Genomic DNA, 13,274 nt, shown 5'->3' on the forward strand with positions numbered 1-13,274 from the left:
TCATTCCTTGATCAGCCCGGCGGCGCCCAGGGCGCCGGCCGCGACGGCGACGGTGTCGAACGGCAGCCCGGACCGCTCGGCGACGTCCAGCAGACTGTGCTCTCCGTCGGAGAGGCTGAGCACCCAGAGCATGGCCATCTGGGCCTGCTTCGCGTCGCTGCGGCCGCCGAGCGAGTCGTACAACCCCCGTCGGCCCAGCTGTGGTTCGCCGTAGGGGCTGAGGTTGACGTACTGCCGGTTGCGGTCGAGGACGGCGAACGCCTCGCGGCAGACGGCGAGCGTGTCCTCCATCGCCTCCGGGGAGACGAAGTCCGGGTTGTCCGCCGAGGTGTGGTACTCGGGGTACCCGGCGTACGGGGTCCGGCTGAGCGAACCCACGCCGAGATCGAACCCGGGCGAGCAGAACTGCCGCTCGTCGTAGCCGTAGGGAGTGAACTCGGCCACGTGGTGCGGACGTTCGGAGGCGGCCAGCACATGCCGCATCACCCGGTCGATCTCCGCGTCGCCGCGCCTGCTCTGCTTGTACGTCAGTTGGCCCGGGTCGCCGGCGCAGGCCAGCACCAGGCCGTGCTTGACCCGCTCGATCCGCTCCGCGTTGCGGGCCAGCCAGGTGATCGCCCCGATGGTCCCGGGCGCGTAGATGAACCGGTAGGTGTAGTACGGCGTTTCCTCTGCCAGCGCCCGGGCCAGGAACGTCGCCACCGCGATGCCTGCGAGGTTGTCGTTGGCCAGTGACGGGTGGCAGACGTGGCAGGAGACGATCACCTCGTCGGGGATCTGCCCGCGGATCACATGCTCGGCGTAGGTGAGGTGGCCATCGGCGAGCGTGGAGTCGATGCGCACCTCGTACTCGCCGTCCGGCAGCGCGTCCAAGGTCTCCTGGGCCAGGCAGAACCCCCATTCCGGCGTGTAGTAGCTGGTGCGGTACGGCACCCAACTCGGGTGGTCCGGCAGGGTGTGCAGGTGCGCGCGAAGCTCGGCCAGCGGCATGGTCGCCGACACCGGCACGCTGTAGCCGAGCACGTGCAGGCTGGACGCGGCGAAGTCGACGACCCGGCGTCCGGCGGTGTCGGCGACGTACGCGTCCCGGATGTTCCACTCCTGCGGCACCGTCCAGTCGAGCACGTGCGTCCCGGTCGGCACCTCGTGCACCTGCAGCGGAACGTACTCGCCGACGATCTCCAGGGTGGCGCGCACACCGTCGCCGGTGATGCTCCGGCACAGCGGGTACAGCCGCTCCACCAGCGCGTGCATCTCCTCGCCGGCCGCGGTCATCGGCGCCACCGCAGGGTGTCGTCGACGGTGCCGGCCTCGGACGCCGCGCGCAGCACGGCAAGGCGGGTGAAGCGCCGCTCGAAGTCCTCCCGGGTCAGCCCGAACTTCCGGTAGGCGTCGGCGAGTTCGAGCGCGCCCCGCTTCACCGTCCACTCGCAGTCGAAGCCCGGGATCGCGGCGCGGAACCGGGAGAAGTCCACCCTGTACGACCGCGGATCGGCACCGGTCTCCCCGGTGATCACCACCTTCGAGCCGGACACCGCCTCGGCGACCTGCTCGGCGATCTCGGCGACCGTGACGTTGTTGATCTCGCTGCCGATGTTGAACGCCCGGTCGTGCACCGCTTCCCGCGGCGCGGTCAGCGCGGCCGCGAAGGCCCGCGCGATGTCGGCGGCATGCACCAGCGGGCGCCAGGGGGTGCCGTCGGAGAGCACGAGGACCTCGCCGGACAGGAGCGCGTGGCCCACCAGATTGTTCAGCACGATGTCGGCGCGCAGCCGGGGCGAGTAACCGAAGGCGGTGGCGTTGCGCATGAACACCGGGGTGAAGTCGCCGTCGGCCAGTGCGTGCAGGTCGTCCTCCACCCGCACCTTGGACTCCGCGTACGGCGTCACCGGGCGCAGCGGGGCGTCCTCGGTCACCAAGTTCGACAAGTTGGGGTCGCCGGCGGCGCCGTAGACCGAGCAGGTCGACGCGTACAGGAAGCGCCGCACTCCGGCGTCGCGGGCCAGCCGGGCCAGCCGTACGGACGCGTGGTGGTTGATGTCGTAGGTGAGCTCCGGTGCCAGCGATCCCAGCGGGTCATTGGACAGGGCGGCCAGGTGGATCACGGCGTCCACCCCTGCCACGTGTTCGGCCGTGACGTCGCGCAGGTCCACCCGGTGCCCGGACGGGTCCGCGGGCGGATCGCCCAGCACGCAGTCGGCGAACAGACCGGCGTCGAGGCCGACGACCTCGTGCCCGGCGGAGCCAAGGACCGGAGCCATCACGGTGCCCAGGTAGCCCTGGTGTCCGGTGAGCAGTACGCGCAAGGTTCAGTCCCCCAGATTGAGAGTGAGTTTGGTGACGGCGAACGCCTCGGCGTAGCGCGCGTGGCATTCGATCCCGCGGATTCGTGCAAGGCCGAGGAAGGCCTCCCGGTCGTACCAGGGCCGGTGCCGCTGCGAGGGGTAGTGCTCCTGCAGCAGCCGCACCTTCAGTTCGGCGATCTCGGGCGACAGCGGCTGGTACGCCGACGGTCGGCCGAGATCGCCGTCCCACTTGACGATTTCGTAGCCGAGGACCATGTGGTCGCGGAAGGCGGTGGGTATCAGCTTCGCCAGGCCGCGGTGATCCTGGTGCGCGTCGTCGGAACGCGGGGCAAGGACGAGATCCGGCTCGGTCTGTCCGCGCAGTTCCTCGACCGCGGCCTTGGCCTCGTCCCAATGCACGGGCAGCCGGCCGTCCGGCAGCTTGTGCACGGTCAGCCGCAGGTCGGCGCCCGGGCAGAAGGCGGCGAGCGCGGCCCGCTCCTCCCGCTCCCGTTCGCTGCCACCGCCGGAGAGCACCAGCGCGTCGACGCGGGTGCCCGGATGCGCGAGGCACATCGTCAGCAGCGTGCCGCCGGCGCCGATGGCGATGTCGTCGCAGTGCGCCCCCACCGCGACGATCCGGTCCAGGCGCCCGGCCCCGAGCCGGATCACGCTCTCGCTCCGGCACTCGCGCCGTCGTGTTCCCACACGGCCCACGGACGGTCGCCCCGGGTGTAGGCGTCGTCGAGCGCGGCCCGCTCCTTCACGGTGTCGGTCGGCTTCCAGAAGCCGCGGTGCTGATGCGCCACCAGCCGTCCCTGCTTGGCCAGTTGGGCGCAGCCGTCGGCGACCAGGTCCCCGTTCTCCGGTATGTGGTCGAAGACCTCCTGGCGGAGCACGAAGTAGCCGCCGTTCTCCCACAGCGGCATGTCGCTCACCGCGGTGATGCCACCCACGAGGCCGTCCTCGCCCAGGTCCACGCAGTGGAACGAGGACTGCGGCGGCACCACCATCATCGACGCACCGGCGTCGCGCCGGGCGAAGTTCTCGATCATCTGTGGCAGCGGGGCGTCGGTGAGCACGTCGGCGTAATTGGCGAGGAACATCTCGTCGCCGTCCAGGTGGTGCCGTACCCGGCGGAGCCGCTCCCCGATCGGCGACTCGATGCCGGTCTGCACGAACGTGATCGTCCAGGAGGCGATGTCGGTGGACAGCAGCTCGGTCCGCCCGCCCCGCAGCACGAAGTCGTTGGACGTCGTCTCCTCGTAGTTGAGGAAGAAGTCCTTGATGTGGTGGGCCCCGTACCCGAGGCACAGGATGAACTCCGTGTGCCCGAAGTGCGCGTAGTAGCGCATGACATGCCAGATCAGCGGTCGCGGGCCGACCATCGCCATCGGCTTGGGCACGTCGTCGGAGGCGCCGTTGCGCATCCGCATCCCGTAACCGCCGCAGAACAGAACGACCTTCATGACTTGGCCTCGACAATGCTCAGTTCAGGGATGGGAAAGACAAGGCGGCCGCCCCAGTCGTGCACGAACGACAGCTGCTCGACCAGTTCGGCCCGCAGGTTCCACGGGAGGACGAGGACGTAGTCCGGTCGGTCGGTGCTGATCTGCTCGGGCGACAGGATCGGGATGCGGGTGCCCGGGGTGAACCTGCCGTGCTTGTAAGGGTTGCGGTCGACCGTGTACGGGAGCAGGTCGGGCCGGATGCCGCAGTGGTTGAGCAGGGTGTTGCCCTTGCCCGGGGCGCCGTAGCCGACGACCGTCTCGCCGCGCTCGGCCGCCTCGATGAGGAACCGCAGGAGGTCCCGGCGCACCTTGGCCACCCGAGCGGAGAACTCGGTGTACCCGGACAGCTCCTGCAGCCCGGCGGATTTCTCCCGGTCCAGCACGTCGGCCACCCGCCCGGTCGGCTCGTCGGCCACCTCGGTCGGCCGGGCCCACAGCCGGATGGAGCCGCCGTGCGTGGGCAGCAACTCGACGTCCACGAGCGCGAGTCCGCCACTCGCCAGCGCCCGGATCGCGGACGCGACCGTGTAGTACTGGAAGTGCTCGTGGTAAATCGTGTCGTACTGGTTCTCCTCGATCAGGGTCAGCAGGTGCTGCACCTCGATGGAGACCCAGCCGTCGTCGGCGACCAGGGCGCGCAGCCCCCGGGTGAACCCGACCACGTCGGGGATGTGCGCGTACACGTTGTTGGCCACGACCAGGTCCGCCGGGCCGTGCTCGGCACGGACGGCCGAGCCGGTTTCCGGGGACAGGAACTGTGTGACCGTGGGCACACCCGCGTCCCGCGCCGCGGCGCCGACGTTCACCGAGGGCTCGATGCCGAGGCAGCGGATCCCGCGGTCCACCACATGCCTCAGCAGGTACCCGTCGTTGCTGGCGACCTCGACCACGAAGGCGTCGGGGCCGAGCCCCACCCGCTGTACGGCGTCGGCGACGAACGTGCGCGCGTGCTCCACCCAGGAGGTCGAGTAGGAGGAGAAGTACGCGTACTCCGTGAACGTCTCCTCCGGCTTGATCAGCGGAGGGATCTGCGCCAGCCAGCAGTCGGTGCAGACCCGCAGGTGCAGCGGGTACGCCGGCTCCGGCTGGTCCAGTTGGTCCGCGGCGAGAAAACTCTCACACGGCGGGGTCGCCCCCAGATCGACGACGCTCGCCAGCGTCGCCGAGCCGCAAAGTCGGCATCGTGTCATGTGCTGTCCCCATCCCCCCTGCTCGCGCGGGTGTCCCCGCCGCGAGCCAGTGCTGACCGACCCGCGATTGCGGTGCGGTACTCCTCCACGAGGCGCTCCAGGCCGACGACCGGGCTGAATGCCTTCTCGTAACGGCGCCTGGCCGCCTGGCCCATCTCCCGGTTGCGGTCCGGCTCGCCCGCGATCCGGCGTATGCAGGACGCGAGCGAAGCGGACTCGCCCGGCCGGTGCAGCAGCCCGGTCACCCCGTCCTCGACGAGTTCGACGAAGGCACCGTGACCGGCGGCGACGGTCGGCACCCCGGCCGCCATCGCCTCCACGACCACCAGTCCGAACGCCTCAAGCCACGTCGAGGGAGCCACCACGGCCACCGACCGCGCGATGGCGTTCTGGCACTCCTCCGTGTCGTACAGGCCGACGTAGCGCACGTCGTCCCGGCCGGCCGCCCAGGCGGTCACCTCTCGCTCCAGCGGCCCCGCGCCGGCGACCACGAGCGGCACACCCACACCGCCGCTCGCCGCGATCTCGTCCCACGCGGCCATGAGCAGCCGCACGCCCTTGGCCTCCGCGAGCCGGCCGAGATAGAGCAGATGCTCGCCGGCGCCCGCTCGGCGGGCGCCCGGGTCGGGCACGAAGTTGTGCTTCACCGCCAGCCGCTCGGGTGGCATGCCTGCCCGCACCAGGACATCGCGCTGCGCCGCGGAGATGCAGAAGAACCGCTCCACGCCGGACCACCACCGCCGCCGGTTGACCGACAGGCTGACCGCGAGCGGCACCGTCGCCAGCCGGGAGTTCCGGTAGCAGCCGTGCCGGACGGCGGGCAGCGGCGCCGACCCGACGCACTCGGTGCACGGCCGGCCGTTCCGCTGCAGCGTGCCGGGCGGGCAGATCTGGGTGTAGTTGTGCAGCGTGGCGACGGCGGGCACGCCGGCGTCGGCGCAGGCGGCCAGCACCGCGGGCGACAGGAGCGGGAAGACGTTGTGGACGTGGACCACGTCCGGCCGCTCGGTGCGCAGCCGGGCGGCGAGCTCCGCGCGGACCGCCGGGTTCCACGGCACAAGCAGCGGCACCGCGACCTTGCCCGGCAGGGACCGGGCGGCGATGTCGTCGCTGCGCCGCTCGAACACCTCGACCCGGTGGCCGGCCTCGCGCAGCAGCCCCACCTCCTGGTCGACGACCTTGTTCTCCCCGCTCGGCTGCGCCGAGGCGTAGCGGTTGTGCACCACGAGGATGTGCATGCTCAGGTCACCTCCGATCTCTGGGCCCATCGCGGTATGCGTCGTTGGGTGACTTCGGGCGTCGCGAGGGGAGTTGCCGCGGCAGGTGCCGCCAGCAGCGAGGCAGCCACGGTCAGATGCAGCAGATACGGCGAGGCGTCGCCCAGCCCGGCCTCGGTGTACGACGCGATCGCGCAGTAACTGATCAGGAAGATCGCGCAGGCCCTCGGCAGCGACGGTGGCCGCAGCAGCGCGACGCCGCCCAGCACGATGATGATCGCCGCCACGATGGCGGTGCCGGTCAGACCCTGCTCGTTGTAAACGGCCAGCCAGCTGTTGTCGATCGGCAGCCCGCCGAACGACTTGTCGCCCAGGCCCATGCCGAACAACTGCTCCGAGGTCGTCCGGGGGGCTGCCAGCAGAGCGTCCCAGACCTTGGCCCGACCCGTGAGGCTGGAGAGGTTCTCTTTGCTCTGTCCGCGCAGGAACCACGCCTGCAGCGCGGAGCTGAACGCCACCGCGGCCACCGTGGCGCACAGCACCGCCCAGGCGAAGAACCGGCGGGCGGCGGCGCTGGTCAGGACGAGCGAGCCGATCGCCAGCACCAGCCCGATGAGCAGGCCGAGCGTGGCCGTGCGGGTATGGGTCAGCGCGAGCAGGACAAGTGCCGGCACGATGACCACCGCCGCGCTGCGCCCGTCGGTCCGGCGGCTCAGAACGAGCAGCACGGTGAGCCCGATGATCACCGCGGCGTACTGTCCGATCTGCGGCGGGGTGAGCGGCCACAACGCGCCGACCAGCCGCCCGCCGTAGAGCTCGGGCATGGCGGCGCCGGGTGAGATGACCAGGCCGGCGGCCACCGACCCGAGCACCGCGAAGTACATCCGGATGTGGTGCCGGACGAACGTCGGGCTGCCGTCCCACCAGCGGCTGAGCAGCCACAGCGTGCCGACGAAGAGAGCCAGCCGGGCGCAGCGGAACAGTGCGCCGAACCCGGACTCCAGGTTTGCGCTGGAGATCACGCTCGGCACCAGCAGCAGGGTGAGCAGGAACACGAAGGCGCTGGCTCGGATACGCAGCTGGAGATTGACCGCGAGCGCCAGCGCGAACGCGGCGACCAGCGCGCCCATGGTGACCATCTGGATGAGGGAGCGGGGCAGCGGGATGATGGTCTTCGCCCCGGCGGAGCCGAGCGTGTTGAGGACCAGCAACCCCCAGACGATCCCGACGATCCTCGGTGCGCCGGCGGGGCGCGGCTCGGCGCCGGGCTGCTTGTCCGCCGTAGCCGGTCCGCCCGGCAGCACGCCGCGCCTCAGGTTCCCGCCCATCTCAACCACCGGCCCGTGGGTCGAGGGTGCTGGCTGTGTCCTGCTGGTAGGGCGTGCCCTGCCACTGCCCGAAGTCGAGCACCCGGCTCGGGTCGTGGGCGACGAACTTCCATGGTCCGAGGTAGACGTTGTCGTGCCAGCGGTTGTGCTGCTTGTGGGTGATCGCCTCAGCCACCCGTTCGCCCGGGTACGGCGTCCAGTCCGGATAGGTGCCGTAGTTGGCCAGCACCGCCATGCGGTCGCACTTCGCCGTGCACCCGACGACGGACGTGTCCAGCACGAAGCGGTTGTGGTGGATGTCCACCCGCTGGGTCTTCCACCGGCAGTCGGCGTAGAGCGGTGCGGTGGCGATCGCCGGCTGCGCGCAGCGGCCGCTGTCCCGCACCAGCAGCGTGCATTCACCCGACGAGGTGTTGGCCGGGCTGTTGCAGAACCGGTCGGCGTTCTCCCACAGGGTGATCCCGGACCAGTTGTTCTCCAGCACGTTCCGGTAGATCTCGATCTTGTCCGTACGGGCCCGGATCCGTGGTTCGCCGCCGGACTCGGACAAGTAGACGGTCGCGAACGGGAAGTTGTCGCCGAGGTCGGCGTACTTGCGGCCCTCGACCCAGTTGTTCCGCCGGATCGTGTTCTTCCGGATGACCGCGTTGTAGCTGGTCTCGTAGATCAGCGCGGCACCGTCGTTGGCCTCGAGCACGTTGTCCTCGATGCGGAAGTCGTTGTTGTTGGTGTCCGCCCACAACCCGGCTCCGCGGTTGTCGTGCACCCAGTTGCCGCGTACGTCGGCGCCGTTGACGGCCCAGAACTTGATGCCTCCCGTGCAGCCGCAGCCCTTCCGCCGCCGCTCCCAGTCGTCCTTGTTGTTGGCCACGATCTCGTTGCCCTCGACCACCAGGTCGCTGATGGGGCTGCCGGCCTTGTACGCGTTCATGCCGTACTGACCGTTGCCGCGCAGGCAGCTGGCGCGGACCCGCTGGTGGGCACCGGCCATCAGCCCGGCGCCGGAGTTGTACTGGAGGGTCGCGTGCTCGATCACCCAGCCGTCGGCCGAGTCGTGGTTGACCACGCCCTCGTCCAGCGGCGCGACGAAACGCTGCACGGTCAGGTATTGGATGGTGACGTTGCGGGCGGTACCGCCGAACGCGTACTGGTTGGTCTTCCGGCCGTCGAGCACCGCGCCCGGCGCGCCGAGGTAGCGGTTCCCCTGCTTGGGGACGACCTGGGAGTAACGGTCCGAATCGAGCCTGTGCGTCCCCGGCCGAAGCCAGAACGTGGTGTTCGGGGGGCTGTTCTTGGTCTTCACAGCCAGGTCACCGACCACCGCGGGGTCGACCGCCACCGCGCCCGCCGGAGCCATCGCCGGCCCGGCCGGCGGCTTGGCGCACACCCGGGCCACTGACCGGGCCACGGACGTGGATGGCGCAACGGTCGGCTCCGCAGGGGCGCCCGGCGTGCTCACACAGCCGGTCGCCAGCAGGGCCGGCGCCGCCACCGGCAACGCCCAGTTCCGCCACTTGATCACCACGCGTCCTCCCTAGCCGCGGAACCTGAGTACGGTGGTGAGCTCCCCCAACAGCACAGCGCCGTCGGCGAAGCCCGTGCCGACCAGCGTGGTGGCGGGTTCCTTGCGCCCGAAGCCGGCGGAGTACCAGCCCAGCGGCGGGTCACTCTCGCCGCGATGCGCCCGCCAGGACAGCTGCCCGGGCAGGTCGAGTACCGCGGAGCGGTCCTCGCCGTCCCGGGTCCAGGTGAGCGCCGCCCGGTTCCCCACCAGGTCCGCGGCGATCGCCGGGCCGAGGTGGAACGCCAGGCGCACGGCCCGGCGCGGGCCGCGCAGCTCGTCGACCACCCTCAACTCCTGGCTCGCGGCCGTCAGTTCCACCCGGCGGCGGTGCACGGAGCTCCGGTAGCCGTTGTGCTCGGCGCACCAGCGGGCCGTCCCCCCGTCGGAGGCGCCGGATGTGTCCGCCGCCAGGACGCGACTGCGGGCCTGACGGGTCCACAGGAACGGGCCGCCGGAGACGGACTGGTCACCGCCGTCCAATTGCAGGGTGTTGTGGCCGAGGGTCGACCGGAAGTACTGCCGCCACTCGGGCTGCCCGTGGTAGCAGTACGTCCCCGGGTCGGCGAGTACGTCGACCCCGTCGTGCCGGACCTCCACGGACAGCGCGTCCGCGTGGGCATGCGCGGCGATGGAGAGGAACCCGTGCGGACCACCGTCGCAGCGGCACCAGATCTCCTCCGGACCGCGCAGGATGGTCATGCCCGCGTCGGCGAAGTGGGCCGGTCGGCTTGCCGGGCGAGTCACGGCCGGTGCGGTTTCATTTTTCGCGTACGGCCGGATGAGCGCGGCAAGGAGCGGGGTGCGCACATCGGTGGCACCCACCGCCGGCCACCAGGCGAGCCGGCCGAACACGGCGTCCCCGGTAGCCAGCAGCGAGGCCCAGCGGTCCGTGCCCGCGCCGTCCACGACCAGACCGTGCCCGTCGTCCGCGTCCCCCTGGCGCGGCGGCCGTAGCCGGCCGTCCACGATCGCCGCGAGCGCATCGGTCATCCGCAGCAGCACCAGCCGGATCGACTCGGGAACCGGCACGCCGGCGGCATCAGCCTCGGCCACCGCGGCCAGGCCGAGCTCCAGTACAAGTCCGTGATACTCGGTGGCCAACTCGCGGTTGAGGCCGGAGTCGAAGGTGTTGCTTCGCAGGTGCCGCTCCAGCGACCGCAGCGCGCCGGCCCGCCAGCGCGCCGAGGAGGGGAACCACCCGAACGCGCAGGCTGCGGCGAACTGCCCGGCGGCCTCGGCGATGACGTGGTTGTTCGCCGATGACCCCCGGCTGGGGAAGGCGGCCAGCCAGCGCTGGTGATGCCAGATCTGGTTCCTCGCCACCGGGTTGTCCTCGAACAGCCCGGCCGCGCCCGGCCAGCCGTCGAGCAGCCGGCGGATCCACACCCAGGACAGCAGCCGGATCCCCAGCTCGATGCCGCTGATCCAGTGCACGCCGCGCAGGGGTGGGTTGGCCGTCCACCACGACCGCAGGTGCTCGGCCACGCGCTCGGCGTACCGCTCGTTCCCGGTGATCGCGTAGGCGGCTGCGAGCACGGTGAGGTACTGATGCCGGGACGGCTCCCAGATCTGCTTGATGTCCCCGACCGCGTCCTCGTTCCGGTACGGCACGTCGAAGGCGTAGCCCCACGGAGCCCGGCGTCCGGTCTTCGGGTCGTAGCACCAGTCCGGGTCGGCCAGATCCTCGCGGACCACCCCGAAATACTCGGCGTGCCCGGCCATCAGACGGTCCGCCTCGGCGATGAGATGCTTCGCGGCGTCCGGTGGCACTGCGGCGGTCGTCCCGGCGGGCAGTACCGCGGTGAACCGGGCACCGGTCACGCTCGGGCAGTCCGGCGGCGCCGACCGCCACCGCCGCCTGCGCACCGCGTCGCCCACCCGGCCGCCGACCTCCCGCGGTCCCATCCGGGTCAACCGGCGCAGGTACCAGCCCGCGCTCATGGTCATCGCGCCCTCGCCAGCGTCACCGGCGCGCCGCCGGCCAGACCGGCCTGCACGGCGAGGGTGGCCGCCGTGGTGGCGACCAGCGACTCCAGCGGCACCGGCATCGGACCGCCGGTCCGCACGGCCTTGATGAACGCGGCCAGTTCGGCGGACTGGCCCTTGTCCCGGGCCTTGGGGAGGCGCGAACTGACCCACCGCTTGCGGCCGACCCCCCCATCTGCAAACACCGAGGCACGGACGAAGTCGTCGAGCCGCAGCACCTTGCCGTCCGCGACGAGGTCCAGCGTCTCCTTGGGGAAGCCGGCCGCGCCGGTGGTGACATAGCTGATGGTGGCGGTGGACCCGTCCGGGTATCGCAGCACAATCTGAATGTCACTGCCGCCCTCGTTGCGGGACGTGGCGACCGCGTACACCGAGACCGGGTCGGCCTCGAGCAGCCAGCTCGCCGTGTCGATGAAGTGTCCGCCCTCGCCGGCGAAGCGCGAGCCCTCGGTGCCCTGTTGGAGGTACCAGCTGCCGTGCTGCAGCCGGCCCGCGTTGACCAGGTAGCGGAGGCTCGCCGGACCGCTCCGGGCGCCGAACCGCTTCCTGGCCTCCTGCAGCAGCGGCGCGAACCGGCGGTTGAAGCCCACCTGCAGCCGGTCGTTGCCGGACTCCTCCACCGCCGCGAGCACGCCGGCCAGCTCGTTCTCGTCAAGCGCCAACGGCTTCTCCACGAACACCGCCTTGCCGGCCAGCAGTGCCTTCCGGGTCAGTTCGGCGTGCGAGCTGTGCCGGGTGACCACGAACACCGCGTCGATGGACTTGTCGCCGAGCACGGCGTCGAGATCGGTGGTCGCCTCGGCGAATCCGAACTTCCGCTGCGCGTTGGCCGCGGACAGCGCCGTCGTGGTGACGACAGTCGACAACTCGACGCCGTCACGCCGTGCCAGGTGCGGCAGCAGCATCGACGTCGCGTAGTTCCCGGCGCCGACGAACGCGAGGCGCACCGGCGACTTGGCGGACCGGGCCGGGGTGGACGCACTGCCGCTGGGGCGCACCGCGGGGACGGTCACCTCCGGGGCCTCCGTTTCCCCTTCTTCCGCATGCTCGGCGTACCGGAACAGCACGGCCACGGCCTTCAACTCGCCGTCCTTCAGGCGCTGGTACGTCTCGACGGCGTCGTCGAAGTCCGCGATGTGGGAGACCAGGGGCTCCACGTCGACGCTGCCGCGGGCGAGGAGATCGAGGAAGCAGGCCAGGTTGCGGCGCTCGGTCCAGCGCACGTAGCCGATCGGGTAGTCGCGCCCCTCCAGCTCGTACTCCGGGTCGTAGCGCCCGGGGCCGTACGAGCGCGAGAACCGGACGTCGAGCTCCTTCTCGTAGTACGCGTTCCACGGCAGGTCCAGGCGGCACTTGCCGATGTCGACGACCCGGCCGCGGTCCCGGCAGAGCCGGGCGGCCAGCTCGACGGGCTGGTTGCTGCCACCGCCGGCGGCCAGGTACACCTGGTCCACGCCGTGACCGTCGGTGAGTTCGGCGACGGCGGCTTCCACGGCGGCGGACGCGGGATCGCCGCAGGCCGCGGCGCCCAGGCGCTCGGCGAGTTCGCAGCGCGCCGGGTCGGGGTCGACCCCGACCACGCGGACTCCCGAGGCGGTAAGGAGCTGTACCACCAACTGCCCGATCAGCCCGAGGCCGATGACCAGCGCCACCTCGCCGAGCTGCGGCTCGCCTTGGCGGACGCCCTGCATCGCGATCGACCCGACGGTGCCGAAGGCCGCGTGCCGCGGCGCGAGGCCGTCCGGCACCCGGGCATAGAGGTTCTTCGGCACCCAGTTCAGCTCGGCGTGCAACGCGTGCTCATTGCCGGCACAGGCCACGAGGTCGCCGACCTTCACATCGTCGATCCCGGTGCCGACCTGCTCGACCACCCCGCACAGCGAGTAGCCCAGCGGCGTGTAGGAGTCCAGCTTGCCCATGACCTTGCGGTAGGTGGCGGGCACGCCGTTGGTGGCCACGCTCTGCATGACCTTGGCCACCTGGTCCGGACGGGAGCGGGCCTTGCCCAGCATCGACATGCCGGCCTCGGACACCTTCATGAGCTCGGTCCCGGTGGATATCAGCGAGTAGGCGGTGCGGACCAGCACACCGCCCGGCTTGCACCCCGGCACCGGCACGTCGAGCACCGCCAGCTCGCCGCTCTTGTAGTTCTGAACAACCTGTTTCACCCGAGCTCCTCTTGTTTCTACGCCG

General features: G+C 71.0%; 10 protein-coding genes. All 10 read right to left on the reverse strand.

Annotated features, from left to right (window positions below; all coding sequences use genetic code 11):
• The 10 genes from OHA61_RS07435 to OHA61_RS07480 are packed head-to-tail and all read right to left on the reverse strand — an operon-like array spanning position 1 to position 13,249.
• The gene (locus OHA61_RS07435) at positions 1-1,275 is read right to left on the reverse strand and encodes a DUF4910 domain-containing protein (RefSeq protein ID WP_406302336.1); all 1,275 of its coding nucleotides are present in this window, start codon (positions 1,273-1,275) and stop codon (positions 1-3) included.
• Positions 1,272-2,306: an NAD-dependent epimerase/dehydratase family protein gene (locus OHA61_RS07440; protein WP_406302337.1), complete on the reverse strand. Its 1,035-nt coding sequence runs from the start codon at positions 2,304-2,306 to the stop codon at positions 1,272-1,274. The genes OHA61_RS07435 and OHA61_RS07440 overlap by 4 nt, the downstream gene beginning before the upstream one ends.
• Before the next feature lie 3 nt (positions 2,307-2,309).
• Positions 2,310-2,957 carry a PIG-L deacetylase family protein gene (locus OHA61_RS07445; protein WP_406302338.1) on the reverse strand — a complete coding sequence of 216 codons (648 nt, stop codon included), beginning with the start codon at positions 2,955-2,957 and terminating at the stop codon, positions 2,310-2,312.
• A complete protein-coding gene (locus tag OHA61_RS07450; protein WP_406302339.1) occupies positions 2,954-3,754 on the reverse strand; it encodes a glucose-1-phosphate cytidylyltransferase in 801 nt (266 codons plus the stop codon). Before OHA61_RS07450 ends, OHA61_RS07445 begins: the two co-directional genes overlap by 4 nt.
• Positions 3,751-4,986, reverse strand: coding sequence for a class I SAM-dependent methyltransferase (locus tag OHA61_RS07455; RefSeq protein ID WP_406302340.1), 1,236 nt, complete (start codon positions 4,984-4,986; stop codon positions 3,751-3,753). Before OHA61_RS07455 ends, OHA61_RS07450 begins: the two co-directional genes overlap by 4 nt.
• Positions 4,983-6,224, reverse strand: a complete 1,242-nt coding sequence (locus OHA61_RS07460) for a glycosyltransferase (protein WP_406302341.1) — start codon at positions 6,222-6,224, stop codon at positions 4,983-4,985. The genes OHA61_RS07455 and OHA61_RS07460 overlap by 4 nt, the downstream gene beginning before the upstream one ends.
• Before the next feature lie 2 nt (positions 6,225-6,226).
• Entirely contained in the window at positions 6,227-7,531 is a 1,305-nt protein-coding gene (locus tag OHA61_RS07465; protein WP_406302342.1) for an O-antigen ligase domain-containing protein, read from the reverse strand.
• A 1-nt stretch (position 7,532) separates the two neighbouring features.
• A complete protein-coding gene (locus tag OHA61_RS07470; protein WP_406302343.1) occupies positions 7,533-9,056 on the reverse strand; it encodes a right-handed parallel beta-helix repeat-containing protein in 1,524 nt (507 codons plus the stop codon).
• A 9-nt stretch (positions 9,057-9,065) separates the two neighbouring features.
• Complete coding sequence (locus tag OHA61_RS07475; RefSeq protein WP_406302344.1) at positions 9,066-11,042, reverse strand: alginate lyase family protein; 1,977 nt, start codon at positions 11,040-11,042, stop codon at positions 9,066-9,068.
• Positions 11,039-13,249, reverse strand: coding sequence for a bi-domain-containing oxidoreductase (locus OHA61_RS07480; RefSeq protein WP_406302345.1), 2,211 nt, complete (start codon positions 13,247-13,249; stop codon positions 11,039-11,041). Before OHA61_RS07480 ends, OHA61_RS07475 begins: the two co-directional genes overlap by 4 nt.
• Positions 13,250-13,274 lie beyond the last annotated feature (25 nt).

The organism is Streptomyces sp. NBC_00885 (genome assembly GCF_045207475.1).
Taxonomy (GTDB): domain Bacteria; phylum Actinomycetota; class Actinomycetes; order Streptomycetales; family Streptomycetaceae; genus Streptomyces.

Excerpts from the sequence above, each read along its gene's own strand:
- OHA61_RS07435 (WP_406302336.1), bottom strand. The coding sequence starts at position 1,275 with ATGACCGCGGCCGGCGAGGAGATGCACGCGCTGGTGGAGCGGCTGTAC.
- OHA61_RS07450 (WP_406302339.1), bottom strand. The coding sequence starts at position 3,754 with ATGAAGGTCGTTCTGTTCTGCGGCGGTTACGGGATGCGGATGCGCAAC.
- OHA61_RS07455 (WP_406302340.1), bottom strand. The coding sequence starts at position 4,986 with ATGACACGATGCCGACTTTGCGGCTCGGCGACGCTGGCGAGCGTCGTC.
- OHA61_RS07460 (WP_406302341.1), bottom strand. The coding sequence starts at position 6,224 with ATGCACATCCTCGTGGTGCACAACCGCTACGCCTCGGCGCAGCCGAGC.
- OHA61_RS07465 (WP_406302342.1), bottom strand. The coding sequence starts at position 7,531 with ATGGGCGGGAACCTGAGGCGCGGCGTGCTGCCGGGCGGACCGGCTACG.
- OHA61_RS07475 (WP_406302344.1), bottom strand. The coding sequence starts at position 11,042 with ATGACCATGAGCGCGGGCTGGTACCTGCGCCGGTTGACCCGGATGGGA.